At 41.4% G+C, this 15,795-nt stretch carries 18 protein-coding genes; 1 reads left to right on the top strand and 17 read right to left on the bottom strand.

The window, feature by feature from the left end; genetic code table 11:
• The coding region (locus HP456_RS10095) for a nucleotide pyrophosphohydrolase (protein ID WP_172250601.1) at nucleotides 1-295 on the bottom strand (295 nt) is incomplete at its 3' end.
• A 153-nt stretch (nucleotides 296-448) separates the two neighbouring features.
• On the opposite strand from HP456_RS10095, the gene HP456_RS10100 reads away from it, so the two are divergent.
• Nucleotides 449-1,318 (top strand): YitT family protein, encoded by an 870-nt coding sequence (locus HP456_RS10100; RefSeq protein ID WP_172250603.1) that lies wholly within the window; start codon nucleotides 449-451, stop codon nucleotides 1,316-1,318.
• A gap of 116 nt (nucleotides 1,319-1,434) precedes the next feature.
• Here HP456_RS10100 and HP456_RS10105 read toward each other — a convergent pair whose 3' ends face one another.
• The 16 genes from HP456_RS10105 to aroC all read right to left on the bottom strand — a co-directional run.
• A complete protein-coding gene (locus tag HP456_RS10105; RefSeq protein ID WP_172250633.1) occupies nucleotides 1,435-2,112 on the bottom strand; it encodes a zinc metallopeptidase in 678 nt (225 codons plus the stop codon).
• 62 nt (nucleotides 2,113-2,174) lie between these two features.
• Nucleotides 2,175-2,963 carry a sporulation protein YpjB gene (gene ypjB / locus HP456_RS10110; protein WP_172250605.1) on the bottom strand — a complete coding sequence of 263 codons (789 nt, stop codon included), beginning with the start codon at nucleotides 2,961-2,963 and terminating at the stop codon, nucleotides 2,175-2,177.
• Nucleotides 2,964-3,031: 68 nt separating this feature from the next.
• Nucleotides 3,032-3,628 (bottom strand): lipoprotein heptaprenylglyceryl N-acetyltransferase LhaT, encoded by a 597-nt coding sequence (gene lhaT / locus HP456_RS10115; protein ID WP_172250635.1) that lies wholly within the window; start codon nucleotides 3,626-3,628, stop codon nucleotides 3,032-3,034.
• Between the two features lie 80 nt (nucleotides 3,629-3,708).
• Complete coding sequence (locus HP456_RS10120) at nucleotides 3,709-4,485, bottom strand: menaquinol-cytochrome c reductase cytochrome b/c subunit (RefSeq protein ID WP_172250607.1); 777 nt, start codon at nucleotides 4,483-4,485, stop codon at nucleotides 3,709-3,711.
• 50 nt (nucleotides 4,486-4,535) lie between these two features.
• Nucleotides 4,536-5,210, bottom strand: coding sequence for a menaquinol-cytochrome c reductase cytochrome b subunit (gene qcrB, locus HP456_RS10125; RefSeq protein ID WP_172250609.1), 675 nt, complete (start codon nucleotides 5,208-5,210; stop codon nucleotides 4,536-4,538).
• 13 nt (nucleotides 5,211-5,223) lie between these two features.
• Complete coding sequence (locus HP456_RS10130) at nucleotides 5,224-5,733, bottom strand: QcrA and Rieske domain-containing protein (protein WP_172250611.1); 510 nt, start codon at nucleotides 5,731-5,733, stop codon at nucleotides 5,224-5,226.
• Nucleotides 5,734-5,873: 140 nt separating this feature from the next.
• A complete protein-coding gene (locus tag HP456_RS10135; RefSeq protein ID WP_172250613.1) occupies nucleotides 5,874-6,335 on the bottom strand; it encodes a YpiF family protein in 462 nt (153 codons plus the stop codon).
• A gap of 146 nt (nucleotides 6,336-6,481) precedes the next feature.
• Nucleotides 6,482-7,030: a ReoY family proteolytic degradation factor gene (locus HP456_RS10140; protein ID WP_172250615.1), complete on the bottom strand. Its 549-nt coding sequence runs from the start codon at nucleotides 7,028-7,030 to the stop codon at nucleotides 6,482-6,484.
• Nucleotides 7,031-7,147: 117 nt separating this feature from the next.
• Entirely contained in the window at nucleotides 7,148-8,389 is a 1,242-nt protein-coding gene (locus HP456_RS10145; RefSeq protein ID WP_246288928.1) for a tetratricopeptide repeat protein, read from the bottom strand.
• A gap of 129 nt (nucleotides 8,390-8,518) precedes the next feature.
• Nucleotides 8,519-9,418 (bottom strand): hypothetical protein, encoded by a 900-nt coding sequence (locus tag HP456_RS10150; RefSeq protein ID WP_172250619.1) that lies wholly within the window; start codon nucleotides 9,416-9,418, stop codon nucleotides 8,519-8,521.
• 109 nt (nucleotides 9,419-9,527) lie between these two features.
• Nucleotides 9,528-10,817, bottom strand: a complete 1,290-nt coding sequence (gene aroA / locus HP456_RS10155) for a 3-phosphoshikimate 1-carboxyvinyltransferase (protein ID WP_172250621.1) — start codon at nucleotides 10,815-10,817, stop codon at nucleotides 9,528-9,530.
• A gap of 11 nt (nucleotides 10,818-10,828) precedes the next feature.
• The gene (locus tag HP456_RS10160; protein ID WP_172250623.1) at nucleotides 10,829-11,932 is read right to left on the bottom strand and encodes a prephenate dehydrogenase; all 1,104 of its coding nucleotides are present in this window, start codon (nucleotides 11,930-11,932) and stop codon (nucleotides 10,829-10,831) included.
• A 105-nt stretch (nucleotides 11,933-12,037) separates the two neighbouring features.
• Nucleotides 12,038-13,138 carry a histidinol-phosphate transaminase gene (gene hisC / locus HP456_RS10165; RefSeq protein ID WP_172250625.1) on the bottom strand — a complete coding sequence of 367 codons (1,101 nt, stop codon included), beginning with the start codon at nucleotides 13,136-13,138 and terminating at the stop codon, nucleotides 12,038-12,040.
• A 53-nt stretch (nucleotides 13,139-13,191) separates the two neighbouring features.
• Entirely contained in the window at nucleotides 13,192-13,563 is a 372-nt protein-coding gene (gene aroH / locus HP456_RS10170) for a chorismate mutase (RefSeq protein WP_172250627.1), read from the bottom strand.
• A 24-nt stretch (nucleotides 13,564-13,587) separates the two neighbouring features.
• On the bottom strand, nucleotides 13,588-14,691 hold the full coding sequence (gene aroB, locus HP456_RS10175; protein WP_172250629.1) for a 3-dehydroquinate synthase: 1,104 nt from the start codon (nucleotides 14,689-14,691) through the stop codon (nucleotides 13,588-13,590).
• Nucleotides 14,692-15,795, bottom strand: a 1,104-nt coding sequence (gene aroC, locus HP456_RS10180; RefSeq protein WP_172250631.1) for a chorismate synthase, incomplete at its 5' end; no start/stop codon positions are given.

The raw sequence follows: 15,795 nt of genomic DNA on the forward strand, positions 1-15,795 counted from the left end.
TATTAAATTTATGCATAACACGATTATGTGCTTCCTCAAGACTGATATTCAGAGAATTAGCCAGACAGAGGAGCACAAATAAGACATCACCAAGTTCTTCTTCAACAGTTTTTTCTTTTTCGGTATTTTTCTTCGGCTTTTCACCATAATAATGGTTAATTTCACGTGCGAGTTCTCCCAACTCTTCTGTTAACCTGGCCATCATTGCAAGCGGGCTGAAATATCCTTCTTTAAATTGGCTTATGTATTGATCCACTTCAGTCTGTAATTGATTCATGGTTTTTTCGTCGGTCATTTTGAAAGACACACTCCTTCATCGTCTTTTATCATGTTAGCTAAATCTTATCACATTTACAAATATTACGTTTATAGGATTGCCACATCAAAACACTTCCTATATAATGTCTCTGTTAACTGGACATCACCCATCAAAGGAGGGACATCGCCAATGCTCGAATTACGCTTTAAAAATATCTTTTTCATTCTATTAGGTTCTGCAATCTTTGCCTTTGGCCTGGTGCACTTTAATATGCAGAATGAACTTGCAGAAGGTGGATTTACGGGTATTACGCTAATTCTATACTTTCTATTCAATATTGATCCTTCCTACTCTAACCTTGCCCTGAATATACCTCTGTTCTTTGTAGGCTGGAAGCTTCTCGGAAAGAAGGCATTTTATTACACAATTATCGGTACTGTAAGCCTATCTGTATTCTTATGGATTTTCCAACGGTATCAAATGGTGATTCACCTCGAGGATGACTTATTTCTTGTAGCACTATTTGCAGGTGTATTCATCGGAATAGGCCTGGGGATCATATTCAGATACGGCGGGACAACGGGCGGTGTGGATATTATCGCCAGATTAGTTCATAAGTATATCGGCTGGAGCATGGGAAAAACCATGTTTATGTTCGATGCTGTGGTTATCATAGCTTCTCTTATTACCTACCTGGAATACAGGGAAGCCATGTACACATTGGTAGCAGTATTTGTCGCAGCCAAAGTAATAGACTTCATGCAGGAAGGGGCATATTCTGCACGTGGTGCAATGATCATTTCTGATCATCATGAAGAAATAGCCGGAGTAATCAATGAAAAAATGGATCGTGGTGTCACTGTTTTAAGAGGTCACGGCTCCTTCACAAAGCAAGACCGGGAAGTGCTCTACTGTGTCGTTGGCAAAAATGAAATTGTACGGCTGAAAAATATTATAACCGCTGTGGATCCACATGCTTTTGTTTCTGTAACGGTCGTTCATGATGTTCTTGGAGAAGGATTTACACTGGATGCAGACAAAAACCCTCTCCATGACTAAGGTATATTAAATCACTTTACTTAAAAACACGACGGCCCCCGCCATTTGGGTTTTTATAAAATTATTCAAAATGAAAAGCCAGGCATGGGCCTGGCTTTGATTAAATACCCGTGAAATTAATCTTCACCCTGCATACCGGTAAAGATCAACACAAGTCTTAATAATTCTATTACCGCTACTGCAGCTGCTGCAACATATGTCATTGCCGCTGCATTTAATACTTTCTTCGCATGTCGTTCTTCTTCATTGCGGATCAATCCCAGTGATACAATTTGATTCATTGCACGGGATGATGCATTAAATTCAACAGGAAGCGTGATCAACTGGAAGACTACACCCGCTGCCATCAATATGATACCGAGAAGGAACATACCGGTCATTTGGGTGAACAAGCCAATGAGCAGGAAGATCCATGACATATTCGAACCGATATTTGCAACAGGCACCAAAGCATGTCGAAAACGAAGAAACGCATAACTTTCAGCATCCTGAATGGCGTGCCCTACCTCATGCGCTGCCACAGCTGCCCCTGCGACCGAATGCCCATGGTAGTTATCAGGTGATAAAGCAACCGTTTTAGAAATCGGATTGTAGTGGTCACTCAGGAACCCTCTGCCCTCAACCACTTTTACATCAAATAACCCATTCTCATCAAGTATCTTCCTTGCCATTTCCCTGCCGGTCATACCGGAAGTCGTAGCCACCCGCGAATATTTTTTAAACGTACTTTTCACACGCAATTGCGCCCAAATTGGAATCAGGGCAATGAGTAAAAAGTAGATAATAAAGCTCATCATTGTCACAAAAACCTCCAGATGTTCAGATAACTAAATTTTATATTGCCAAAAAGATTCTGTCAATTTTTTTGCCGTTCTGATGAAGGTGCTTCTCCCCGTCCCTTGTATTTTCTCCAACCTACATAGGATAATGTAGAAACAATAATGCTTCCGGTAGAAATAATCACCCACCATAAAGAAGGGTCGGCTTCATCTTCCTTTTTATTTTCAAAAAGATGCTCAAGATCTGTCTGCAGGGTTGTCAATTCTGCCATTGCGTCCGTACTTTCCAGAACCTTTTGCCGATAGTTGTCCAGATAGGATATCCTTGCATCCAATGCTTGAGCCTGGTCTACAGGAATATCAAGCTTGATACTGGGCTGGATGATATTATATTTCGATAGAAATAAATTTAGTTCTGTATGATATTGTTCGCTGTTGCCGATTTCGGCAGCCGTTTTCACCCCATTAAAAGCTTCCATAAGTGGATCTTCCATTTCAACCCAAAGAGGCTGGTAATGGCTTGATAATGCATCCATGACTAATCTGAATCTTGTGACAGCATTCACTTTCTGTTCAATGCCTGCATTCGTCTGGTTAATGGTTTCTAAAGCAAGATTATGTGAGATCGTCATAATTCTTAACTCATCCATAGAAAACGACTGATGCATACTTGCTGCGGTAAACTCTTCCGAAAATTGATTTAATAAATGTTTCGCTTCCTCATATTTACCGGCTTTAGTCATTTGCAATGCCTGATCGGCGATATCATCAAGTTCATTCACTGGAGACGGAGCGTGATCTGCCAGAGAAACATGCGGAACTGAAAATAAAAAGAATAGGATAAACACTGCTTTCATGTATTTCATACTTGTCCCCCCTAAAACTACTACTAAAGTGTATGAAAGGGTGGACAAGAGTAGACCAAAAAAACTGACTAAAAGTTGGGATCCAAACGGTACCGGGGTGTCCTTTGGGTAAAATAGAATGCTAGTGCAATTGAAACAATACTTAGCCAGAAAGTGAAATAACCAATATTTTGTATGTAAAGAAACAGCTTCGAATACACAGGGAATTGCATGTAAACATAATCAATAATATCATTATGTAAAGTCCATAATGCCCCTGCGACCAAATGCCATAACTTCACCCGATAAAATGAAGAATATAATATACCCTGAACAGCCATCGCTCCATGGGATACCATCAGCATATACCCTTCCCATGGCAGTTCACCACTAACCAATAGAGTGAGCAAATTCATGACCACAGCCCAGACTCCATACTTGAACAAAGTGATGATTGCCAGCACCTCAAAAAGCGGCCAATTCCTTTTCATCAGGAACGCGATCAGTACGAAACAAAAAAAGAGACTTGCCGTTGGACTGTCGGGAACAAAAATCATGAATTGCTCAGGAGTATTTCTCAGTTGAGGCAAGTACCATATATAACCATAAATCGTACCTAAGATATTTACGATGAGCAGCATCCATATAAAAGCTTTGTTTGTCATAACGGAGAATAACCAAGAAATCATCCTGCCTGCCCCTTTCTTTTAAAAGAGTTTCATTGTAGAAAAAAAGAGCCAACAACTGCTGGCTCTTTTTTCACATGTTATTCTGCTTTTAGTCCGGAAATGAATTCAGCCAATTTATCCAGCTCTTCATCCGTACCTTTGAATAAACCTGACGGCATTCCAGGAGGCTTACCATTTTTGGCGATGTCTTTAATTTCGTCAGGCTTCAGACCTGTACCAACTAAAGATGGTGCCGCTGCTCCCCCTGTCATATTATCGCCGTGACAAGTGATACAGCTGTTTTTGGCATCAGAGTAAATTTTATACCCTTCAGATTCTTTATCAATCTCTGCTTCCGCCACTATCTTACCTTGTTCTTTAGCTGCTTCCCAGTCATGAGTAGCAACAGATTCCCAAGTCAGGAAATAAGTAGCTGCAAGAGCCAATAACATGAATCCTGTTGCAAATGGACGCTTTGTCGGACGGCGTTCAGGCCCTCTGTCAATGAATGGTGCAAGAAGAAGCGCACCAAAAGCAATTCCTGGAATGATGAATGCTCCAATAACATTATAAGGTCCAGATGCATATGTGTATTTAAGTAATTGGTATAAGAATAAGAAATACCAGTCAGGTAATGGAATATATCCAGTATCTGTCGGATCGGCAATACGTTCTAACGGGGATGGATGTGCAACCGTCAAACATAAGTAACCAATCAGGAAAACAGCCCCTACCAGCCATTCTTTCAGTAAGAAGTTTGGCCAGAAAGCTTCTGTTTTTCCAGGGAACTCCGAATAATCTTTAGGAATATTCGGTTTTCTGTTTGCAGGCACACGAGAATCACCAACAAACTTCATCCCTTTTCCTCGATGCATAGTGTCCCCCTCCTTTTAATAGGTTTATCAGGTTTTTAATAAATCGTATCTTATAGTGGTCCGGAAATACCTTGCTTCCGGATCATGAGGAAGTGAGCTCCCATTAATCCAAGAAGTGCAGCAGGCAGGAAGAATACGTGTATCGCGAAGAAACGCGTTAACGTTTGAGCACCTACTATTGTAGCATCACCGGCTAAAAGCGTTTTCACTTGTTCACCGATGAATGGCGTTGCAGCCGCAATTTCAAGACCAACCTTCGTCGCGAATAGCGCTTTCATATCCCACGGCAATAAATAACCGGTGAAACCCAGCCCTAACATAACGAAGAAAATAAGTACTCCAACAACCCAGTTCAATTCACGAGGTTTCTTGTATGCACCTTGGAAGAATACACGCAGTGTATGTAAGAACATCATTACGATTACCAAGCTGGCTCCCCAGTGATGCATTCCACGGACGATTTGTCCGAATGCTACTTCGTTTTGCAGATAATAAACTGATTCCCAAGCGTTCTTGATATCGGGTACATAGTACATAGTCAGGAACATACCAGATAAAATTTGTATTACGGTTACGAAGAAAGTCAGACCGCCGAAACAGTAAACAAACGCAGAGAAATGATGCGCAGGGTTTACGTGTTCAGGTACTTCGTGGTCCGCAATATCGCGCCACATAGGCGTAATGTCCAAACGCTCGTCAACCCAGTCATAGATTTTGTTCAGCACAGATTACGCCCCCTTACTTAACATATTTATTTGGTTCAGGTTGTCCAAGGTATAAAATACCGTCTTTCTCTTTTGTCGGATATGTATCCAACGGTGCTGTCGGTGGTGTACCAGGAATATTTTTACCATTTTTCTCATACAGTCCACCATGACAAGGGCAATAGAACTTATTCGGATTATTCTTGTCTCCGGCCCAGTTGACTGTGCATCCAAGATGCTTACATACTGGTGAAAGAGCAATAATGTTTCCTTCCTTGTTCTTGTAAACCCATGCAGTGTGAGTAACTTCTGATGTGTACCACGCATCTTTTTGTTCATAAGAATAGTCGACACGAACTGGTTCATTCGTTAATTCTGCTACTTTTTGCTTCGTCGCAATAAAATCTCCAGCAGCTGAAGTTTTCAACACTGGATCGACAGCAAATCGAACCATTGGCATTAGCATTCCTGCTGCCATGAAACCGCCTACACCCGTAAGTGTATAGTTAAGGAATTGACGTCTCGATACACGATGCTTGCTCATCCTTTTCCCCCCTCTATCGTAAGGTAAGTCCATCGGACATATTTCGCACAAATATAAAACTAGGACATAACTATGATATATTAAAGTTATTACAAGGTCAATAACTCAATAAACTAAAAGATGGATACAATGTGAAGTTTTTATGAATTTTTTTGCCATTTTTGTACAATCACATTCAACAGCTGTTTCACCTGATCTTCCATGATCGAGTGCTTATATTGTTCATCCAAATGTTCCAGCGGGATTGATGGGATCCATATCAGTTGATCATTGAAAGCTTCTTCTGTTTTTTTCCAGTCACTATCGGACGTAAGAAAGAAAACATGTTTTACACCACTTTCCTTCATTCGTGCATCCCATTCCCGCACTTCTCCGACGTTGCCCTCATTGCTTCCCATCAGATAGGTAAATGGAGGAGTTATGATCATCCTCCCCTTGAATTGCCTCTCCAAATGGAAGGTCAGCAATGAAATGAATTCCGTCTGGGCTGCCGAAGATTTGATGTTCTTGATGAAATCAATGGGAATCATCGGGATCACAGCGGTATCTATGTATTCTTTCTCGGTTTCAAAGACCTCAATATCTTTTACATTCCAATTCATCTTGTTCCCTCACTTTTTGCTATCATTTTATACCTCCCATCATATCATTTAAACCTTCATTATTTAAAGGAAATTCACTTATTCCGTAGTATGTACAAAATAATGGAAGCTATGAATGACAATAAAAAAAAGAATGAAGGGAGCCTTCATTCTTTCTTTTCTAGTTTATTCAGTTCTTCCGTCAATTTATTGAAGGTTTCTTTATCCCCATTATCCAGTGCTCTGTCAATCGCTTCTAATAGACGGTTTTTCTGAAATGAGTGTAAGCTTTCCTTCAAGAACTGTTCTGCAACGATTCGGTCCTTTTCATTTATCAGCAGGTATTTCGGCATAAACGGATTCTCTTCCAGCACCGCTGCGAATTGATAACTGGCATTGGCTTTACTGAAGTTCAATTGAATATAGATATCTTCGTCTTTATTCAATCGGATATCATGAAATGATTTTTCAGCATCCGTTGTCATGATGTTTTCTTTGTAGAAACGGAATGGTACATCTTCAACACAATGGGTCGACATGACTAAGCCTCTCGGACAATATTGGGACTCTTCCACAAAGTGGACTTTCTTCATTAATTGATCGTGGCTCATTAAATAATTTAATATCCATACACATTCTCTTCTTTTCAATTGATAACGATTTAAAAACCAGCGAATAAATTCTTTCTTCTCGTTGACAGAAACAGGGGTGGTCATAGGTTTCCCTCCTCTGCGAAATCCAAATTAATTAAAAACCGGGTCTAATGAACATAATAATTCCAATTAAAGCAAATGCAGCTATTTACCGGCCATCCGTCTTCATACATGTCCGGGTCAGTCTTGCAGTCTTTCAATCAATTCCTGCCACTCATCATTTGAAGGATCCATATTAAGGAGTTCTTTATATACTTCTATTGCTTCTTCCCGTAGTCCTTCTTCAACAAGGAATTGTCCATACTCTGCCAGGAACTCTACATGATTCTTAAAATAAGTATATGCAGCCCGGTATTGTTTTAATGCATGATTATATTGTTCAAGCCCCTCATATGCTTTTGCAAGATCCCAAGTAATCTGAGGTTCCTCTTCCCCTTCCGCGGTAAGCATTTGAGCAATTTCCAGAACATCTTCATAGCGTTCCTGGATAAAGAACAGCTTATTGATGAGCAATGCCGCTTCCAGGTATCCGGGATCAAGCGCCAGGGCATCCCTCAGGAATTTTTCCGCTTCATCTTCCAAACCGAGCTTCAGGGAAATCCTTCCTCCAAATAAGTTCAGTTCTTTATTGAATTCGTCCTGCTTGACTCCTTCCTGTATGACACTCATGCTATCTTCGAGTTGTTCTTCATGCTCATAAGCCTTTGCAAGCAGCAAATACACTGAATGGTAATCAGGATCAAGTTCTTTTACCGAAACAAGTTTTTCGATTGCCGTTTCATAGAATCCTGCCTGATAAGCAGTAAATGCATAACCGAACAACGTATTGATTTCCAAATGCTCTTCAATGGCTTTCTCATAATGGGATAATGCCTCTTCAAAAGATCCACCCACACTGTATGCTTCACCCAGACGCTGGTGGATGTAAGTACCGCCGATTTCAGTAGTACCTCGTTCAATCAGATGAGTATAATACCTGATAGCTTCCAGGAATCTGCCTGTTTCAGAGTATAACTCCCCCAGTCCGAAAAGAATGACAGGTTCGTCAGGCAAAAGCACTTCAGCCTTCAGGAGTTTTTGTTCACTGACCTCAAAGAGACCCTGCATCTGATATAGATCCGCCATTAATAACAATGCCCGGGGGTAGGAAATGTCACCTTCTTCTAATTGAGAAAGTTGTTCAATCGCTTCTTCTTCCTTATCCATTTCCACCAACACTTCTGCAAGTTCGATGATCAATTCACCTTCGCCCGGATAATAGAGAAGTAAATTTTCATATAACTCTTTAGCTTCTTCAAGAAACCCTAAATGGTGAAGCTCTTCTGCCAAGCTGAATTTTTCTTCGTGACCGCCGAACTTCAATGCTTCATCAAAGTGTGTTTTTGCTTCTTCCAATCGGCCTTCTTCCAAAGAAGTTATCATTTTTTCTCCGTACGACATGTTTATTTCCTTTCTATACTGCGTGGATTTTCGATTATTTAAGCATACTTTTTCCTTATGCCGGAGAACTCAATGCCTTGCTGAATTCAACTGCCCGGCTTAACCGGATTTTCAGGTGAAAAATCCCGGAGTTTGTATTCTGAGTTCTTTTCCAGCTCCAGGACAAAAGCAGCCATGATCATGTAAATAGTAATACTTCCCTCTATTCATTGTACATTTTAATTCATGACTTTCATAATGAAATGAATTCTCGTCTGACAACGGCCGTTCATCATTGTTCATATAGAGGTTATAACTAATTTCTCCACCTGACAGAAAATTTCCTCTATGCGGGTATATGCCAATTTTTTTCAATTTCTTTAAAGATAGCGGGACTTTTTGCGGAATTTCTTCTGAAAAATGAGGAATTTTCTCGAATTCCATTGTTTTTTGCCAAATCTTAAGAGGCTTTATTTTCTCTTTCTTGTCCAGATTTGTCGTAAAAAAGGGGACAAAAGTAATGGGATAATCAACTAACATTCCTTTAATCCATCCCCATTTAACTGATTTAAATGCCTCCATGTCATCCATTTTCAACCAAATGACCGGAACTTTATTCCGTTTACATAACCTAATGATGTCCTGGGTTATCAATCGAGGCGGGGAAACCAGGCCGATTGTATAATCAAGGGGACTGCTTAGAAGAGATGTTTTTCGTTCCTGCAGTTTATTATGAAATTCATATTCGTAAGAAATTGAAAAGGAAGTCAGGATGGTGGTGCATCCTTTTGATATAAAATGATCCAAAATATAGGACTTGAAAGAAGTAAATTCATGATCAACCGGAAACTCCAGGTCACACATTACATGTACAGGGGTCATGATGAAAGGGGAGACATTCAATCTCATATGGCTGTAATGAGAGAAACTATTTCTAATTGCTGATATTCGATCCTCCTCGATTAACATAGAAATCTCGCTGAAGCTGTCTTCGACTGCATAGTTGGCACGTTCGATAATATATTTACTCATCAATTCACCTTCCTTTATAGACAAGCTATGAAGAAAGGAAAATAGAAATGACTGTTTGTTCATAAATTAACGGAAGAAGACTCTGTCTTCTTCCGTAAGGATTCAAGAATTATTCCATCAGCATTTTAAGATCTTCAAAGAATTGAGGATAAGAAATGTTAATGGCGTCAGCATTTTCCAAATAAACAGGGGAATCTGTTATTAAAGAGGCTACTGCAAGCGTCATTCCAATTCTGTGGTCCCCCCAGGAATGGACGTCAGACCCTTGGAGTGCTGTTGCTCCCTTAATGATCATTCCATCATCAGTTGCTGTAATATCTGCTCCAAGCTTCTTTAGTTCCTGCACAACGGCATCAATTCTATTCGTTTCTTTCACTTTTAATTCTTCTGCATCTTTGATGATGGTTGTACCCTTTGCCTGTGTTGCCAATAACGCAATCACAGGGATTTCATCGATCAGTGTCGGAATCAGATCTCCTCCAATTTCAATTCCTTTAAGTTCCGAGGTTTCCACATGGATATCACCGATTCTTTCTCCTGAAGCCGTTTTTTCCATAATTTCCATTCTTGCGCCCATTCTTCTCATGACTTCGACGATACCTGTTCTTGTCTCATTCAGTCCTACGTTCTTTAAGGTGATACTGCTGCCTTTCACGATCGCAGCTGCCGTCATAAAGAATGCTGCACTTGAAATATCCCCAGGGACGTAAACATCGGTCCCGCTTAGTACCTGTCCGCCCCGTAGCTTAATGGTATCTTCCTTCCTCTCGATTTCCCCGCCGAATTCAAGAATCATCTTCTCTGTGTGGTCCCTTGTTCTTTCCGGCTCGATGATTTCTGTTACACCTTCTGCCTGCAGCCCTGCTAACAAGATGGCGGATTTCACTTGTGCGCTCGCAACAGGAAGGCTGTATTGAATGGCTTTTAAATTGCCCCCGCGAATGGATAACGGCGTGAAGTTGCCTTCATCACGTCCATCAATTGCCGTGCCGAAAAGTTTTAAAGGATCTGTCACTCTTTTCATAGGCCTTTTGGCAATTGAATCATCTCCGATTATGACAGAATGAAATGGCCTGCCAGCCAATATCCCCATCATTAGTCTGGTCGTCGTCCCTGAATTACCTGTATCCAACACTTCAACGGGTTCTGACAGCGAGTCCCAGCCTTTGCCTTGTACTACCACTGTATCTTCTTGCAGCATAATATTGACCCCTAATTTACGGAAACATGAGATCGTGCTTAAACAATCTTCCCCCATCAGGAAATTATGTATGGTCGTCCTCCCTTCCGCTACAGCACCGAACATGACAGCCCGATGAGAAATGGACTTATCCCCGGGGACCCCGAGTTTCCCATTTAATCCTCGTTCCGGCTTTGTTAGTTTCAATTTATTATTCATAATTCTCCTCCTTAATCGATGAACAATTCGTATGCTGTCTTTTCTTTCAGACACACCACTGCTCTTTCCCGATCTTCAATGGTTTGAAAGCTGATGACCAAAACACCATATAAGTCTTCACGAGTTTCAAGGATGCGTATATTTGTCAAGCTGATTCTTTCTTCCGCTAGATATGCCGTCACCTCTGAAATGACACCCGGATAATCGGGAACATCAATATATAAGTCGTAAAAGGCAGGAATTGCCCCTTTCGAAAGAACCGGCAGTTCATCACGAAATATCTTTGCCTCATGAAAATAACTGTGTATCTCTTCTGAATCATTTTTTATTATCATCTGAATAACGTCTTCCATCTCTATTTTCCACTTTCCGAGAATTTCCAACAAAACATGACTATTTTGCAGTGTGATATCTTTCCACATCACCGGATTCGAAGAAGCGATTCTCGTGATATCACGAAAGCCGCCCGCAGCAAGCCTCCTTAGATAAGGGTGCTCACCTGAAGAATCCTTCGCCTGATGAACAAGTGATGCTGCGATGATGTGAGGGAAGTGGCTGATCATACCCGTCAGCTCATCATGTTCTTTCGGAGGAACGACTAGAAACTTTGCCTTTGTACCACAAAGCCATCTCTTAAGTGTCCCGATCTCATCATCCTGTAAACGCTCAGAAGGTGTAAGCATATAAAACGCATTCTCAAAAAGAATTTCCTTCGCAGCACTTACTCCACTCTTATGTGAACCCGCCATCGGGTGCCCGCCTATAAAAGTGACACCTTTGCTGATCAATGGCAGTGATGCTTTCATGATTTGTTCTTTCGTGCTTCCCGTGTCTGTAATTAAGACATCCGGTTTCAGATCCGTGTTATGTAATATCTTCAGGATTTTTTCAGTTTGCGTAACCGGGGTCGAGATTATAATAAGGTCCGCCTTTTCTGCACCTTGTTCGAGTGTCAATGCCATTTCATCAATCACACCAAGTGTCTTTGCAAGGCGTAATTCTTTATGATTAACATCATATCCGATGATGGATGCATATCGGTGTTCTTCTTTTATGCAAAGTGCGAGTGAACCACCGATCAACCCCATCCCCACAATCAATACATTGCCTTCCATTCTATTTCTCTCCCTTGTTGAGACATGACGAGCATTTTAAAAAAAGCCGGACAGTCTGCTCTAGATGACCCTCCGGCTGCAATTCATTCAATTATCAGCACTTAGTCAGTATTGCCTTGCCAGAGCAAGAAACTCTTTCATAAGTGAGATCAACTCTTCGTTTTGTTCGGGTGAACCGACTGTAATTCTGACCGATTGAGGATATCCAAGTGCTTCGCCGGAACGGACAATATATCCTTTACTCATCAGATATTGAAATACTTCATCCCCGCTGACTCCGAATTCAATCAGGATAAAGTTCGCTTGGGATTTTAAATACTTCAGTCCGTTATTTTCACAAAACTCATAAAACTTCTGCAGTCCATTCCTGTTCAGCTCCCTGCACTCTTTAATGAATGACTGATCATCCAATGCCGCAGACGCAGCCCCTTGAGCAAGAGAATTATTATTGAAAGGTTCTCTGATCGGTTCCAATTTACTGATTACATCAATACTGCCCACTCCATAACCGATTCTGAAACCAGCTAGCCCGTATGCTTTTGAAAAGGTCCTTGTCACCAAAAGTTGTGGATAGATTTGAAGTAATTCTATGGAATCATAGTAATCATCAGCAGTTACATATTCATAATATGCTTCATCCAAAACGACCAATACACCAGAAGGAACGCGGTTAAGAAAATCGAGAAGTTCATCTTTATGGATGTATTCGCCTGTAGGATTATTCGGGGAACACAGCCAGACAACCGCTGTTGTTTCATCAATACAGTCAAGCATCTTGCCCAGTTGATGCCTTCCTTCATTATCGAGTGGAACCTCTCTTACCTCTGCTCCCTCGACAATCGCATTATGTTTATACTGAGGAAATGTAGGTGCAGCCATTACAGTGCTCTTCGTGCGATCGAGCAGTGCTCTCGAAATCATTTGAATCACTTCATCCGAGCCATTTCCAAAGAGCAGCTGCTGCGGCTCAACAGACAAATGCCTGGCTACATTCATACGCAGTTGCTTAGCATAGCCGTCTGGATAGATGGCATGTGACAAAGCTGCTGAAGCGATGAATGATTGCACTTTAGGAGAGCAGCCATATGGATTCTCATTTGAAGCAAGCTTCACTACCTTTTCAAGATTGAATTCATCTTTAACATCTTCCATCGTCTTTCCAGGTTGATATGCTTTTAGATTGTGTACTTGTGATTTCCATTGCATATACAAAACTTCCTTTCAATCCGTGTATAGACTGACTATTTATACAACTATACTTATTCCCTATTGAGCAAATCGGGTCTTAATGAGACGGCATTTTTTAAATAAATATGCTGAATCTCTTTTTGCGGGCATGCAGTATTATAATGAATCATCACTCGGATACATCGTTCCAGCCCGCCGGGAACTTTAAGTTCCTGCATACACATGACTGGAACGAACTTCCAATCTTCGAAATTCCTCAATGCTTTTGCAGGAAACGCTTCGGTAATATCTGATGTAGTCGATATGAAGACAGATGCTACTTTATCTGGATCAATCTGGTTATGTAGAATCATTTGATTCAGCAGTTCATGAGTTGAAAGGAGAATTTCCTTTTCGGTATTCTCTTCAACTGTAGTAGCTCCCCGGATTCCCCTCATCATCATTCTCACTCTCCCTTTGTCAATTCTCTATTTATCACCTGTCCACTTAGGAATGTCCCGGATAAATCGATCAGCTGCAGCGAGTCCATCTTCTGGGACATTCATTAGGACGGGATCGCCTATTTCTCTTAGCAGCACGAAAACCGGCATACGGTCTTTTGATTTTTTGTCATTTTTCATCTTTTTCAAAAGATGCTCGAATGAGATCTCTTCATGGATAGATAAGTCGTACCCTAAGGAACTCACCCACCGGATAAACTCTTCAAGGTTAATTGATAGTCCGCAATATCTTTTACTGAGATAGAGTGCATATACCATCCCGATCATGACCGATTCACCATGTGTCCGATTTCCATAACCGCTGGCGCTTTCCACAGCATGCCCATAGGTGTGTCCAAAATTCAGGTATGCACGGATATCCGCTTCTTTCTCGTCTTTCGAAACGATTTCGGATTTGACTTTGATCCCTTTTATCAGGCAGTCAAGGATAAAGTCATCCTTTAGTTCATTCACAGCTATGAAGTTTGTTTTCAAATCATCCAGGAATGAAGCATGGGATAAAAAGGCGTGCTTGATCACTTCAGCATAACCTGAAAGAACCTCTTTTGCAGGTAAACTGTCAAAATAATTGAGGTCAAAAAAGACGCCTTCAGGCTGGTAGAATTGGCCGACCATATTTTTTCCCAAAGGATGATTGATCGCTACTTTCCCTCCAACTGCGCTGTCATGGGCTAGTATGGTTGTCGGTACTCCAATGAAAGGAATGCCTCTCATAAAGGTTGAAGCTACAAAACCAGCAAGGTCCCCAATCGCTCCCCCGCCGAATGCGATCACAAGAGACCTTCGATCGACATGGTTACGCAGTCCATGTGTTATAGCCTCATGATAAACATCAAAGCTCTTTGCCTGCTCCCCTGAAGGAGCCTTGTAGATTGTTACTGGATAAAATTTCTTAAGTTCATTCGAAAAATGATTGCCGTAAAGTGAAAAGACTGCTTCATCCGCAATGATCCAGACAGTGGAGACGTCAGGAAATTCAGTCGAAATGAATGTGGTGATTTTCTCTGTCATTCCCTTCCCGAGCAGTACATCATAAGATTTTGAAGAAGTTTTCACATTTATTCTTTTCATTTAATATTCCTTCGTTTCTCTCCGAAGAGTTTCAACATCTCTTTGGAGCTTTTCAAATTGATCACTGTGAAACTGTTCTGTAATCGCTGCAGCAAGTTCCCATGCTACAACAGCCTCAGCCACTACACTTGCTGCTGGAACTGCACAGCTGTCTGACCGTTCGATACTTGCTTTAAAAGGCTCTTTTGTATCTATGTCTACGCTTTGAAGCGGTTTATACAGTGTTGGGATGGGCTTCATTACTCCTTTGATGTGGATGGGCATCCCCGTGGTCATACCGCCTTCAAACCCTCCCAATCTATTCGTTCTTCTGTAGTAACCTTTTTCCTCACTCCAGAGGATTTCATCATGCACTTCACTGCCAGGTTTTCTAGCCATTTCAAATCCCAGACCGAATTCAACACCCTTAAATGCATTGATACTCATAATGGCACGTGCCAATTTAGCATCCAGCTTTCTGTCGTAATGTACATAACTTCCGACACCTTGAGGCATTCCTTCCACAATCACTTCCACGACTCCACCAATAGAGTCCCCATTTTGCTTTGCTTCATCTATTAAATTCATCATTTTGCTTGCAGCATTACCGTCCAGGCAGCGGACAGGTGATTCTTCTGTTCTTTCTTTTAAATCATTTATTGAATCGTAGTTTACGTTTTCTGCTTTAATTCCGCCGATTTCAAGTACGTGTCCAACAACTTCGATACCAAGAAGATTTAACAACTTTTTGGCAACCGACCCTGCTGCAACCCGCACGGTGGTTTCTCTTGCGGACGATCTTTCAAGAACATTCCGAAGGTCGCGGTGGCCATACTTCATACCGCCGACCAAGTCGGCATGACCTGGTCTCGGACGTGATATTTTTCTTTTCACTTCCTCTTCCTCTCCAGGAATCAGAGGCTCTATACCCATCACTTTCGTCCAATGTGTCCAATCTTTATTTTCGACGACCAGTCCAAGAGGTGAACCAAGCGTATATCCGTGCCTCACCCCTCCGACGATTGAAACGCGGTCTTTCTCTATCTGCATTCTCCGTCCGCGTCCATAGCCTTTCTGCCTTCTTGCCAAGTCCTCGTTGATGTCTTCTGATTCTATCGGCATACC

It is taken from the genome of Bacillus haikouensis (assembly GCF_013179555.1).
Taxonomy (GTDB): Bacteria; Bacillota; Bacilli; order Bacillales; family Bacillaceae_B; genus Rossellomorea; species Rossellomorea haikouensis_A.

Excerpts from the sequence above, each read along its gene's own strand:
- HP456_RS10100 (WP_172250603.1), top strand. The coding sequence starts at position 449 with ATGCTCGAATTACGCTTTAAAAATATCTTTTTCATTCTATTAGGTTCT.
- HP456_RS10150 (WP_172250619.1), bottom strand. The coding sequence starts at position 9,418 with ATGAGTAAATATATTATCGAACGTGCCAACTATGCAGTCGAAGACAGC.
- HP456_RS10130 (WP_172250611.1), bottom strand. The coding sequence starts at position 5,733 with ATGAGCAAGCATCGTGTATCGAGACGTCAATTCCTTAACTATACACTT.
- HP456_RS10160 (WP_172250623.1), bottom strand. The coding sequence starts at position 11,932 with ATGGAAGGCAATGTATTGATTGTGGGGATGGGGTTGATCGGTGGTTCA.
- aroA (WP_172250621.1), bottom strand. The coding sequence starts at position 10,817 with ATGAATAATAAATTGAAACTAACAAAGCCGGAACGAGGATTAAATGGG.
- ypjB (WP_172250605.1), bottom strand. The coding sequence starts at position 2,963 with ATGAAATACATGAAAGCAGTGTTTATCCTATTCTTTTTATTTTCAGTT.
- aroH (WP_172250627.1), bottom strand. The coding sequence starts at position 13,563 with ATGATGATGAGGGGAATCCGGGGAGCTACTACAGTTGAAGAGAATACC.
- aroB (WP_172250629.1), bottom strand. The coding sequence starts at position 14,691 with ATGAAAAGAATAAATGTGAAAACTTCTTCAAAATCTTATGATGTACTG.
- HP456_RS10145 (WP_246288928.1), bottom strand. The coding sequence starts at position 8,389 with ATGATAACTTCTTTGGAAGAAGGCCGATTGGAAGAAGCAAAAACACAC.
- hisC (WP_172250625.1), bottom strand. The coding sequence starts at position 13,138 with ATGCAATGGAAATCACAAGTACACAATCTAAAAGCATATCAACCTGGA.
- HP456_RS10135 (WP_172250613.1), bottom strand. The coding sequence starts at position 6,335 with ATGAATTGGAATGTAAAAGATATTGAGGTCTTTGAAACCGAGAAAGAA.
- HP456_RS10120 (WP_172250607.1), bottom strand. The coding sequence starts at position 4,485 with ATGCATCGAGGAAAAGGGATGAAGTTTGTTGGTGATTCTCGTGTGCCT.
- HP456_RS10140 (WP_172250615.1), bottom strand. The coding sequence starts at position 7,030 with ATGACCACCCCTGTTTCTGTCAACGAGAAGAAAGAATTTATTCGCTGG.
- HP456_RS10105 (WP_172250633.1), bottom strand. The coding sequence starts at position 2,112 with ATGAGCTTTATTATCTACTTTTTACTCATTGCCCTGATTCCAATTTGG.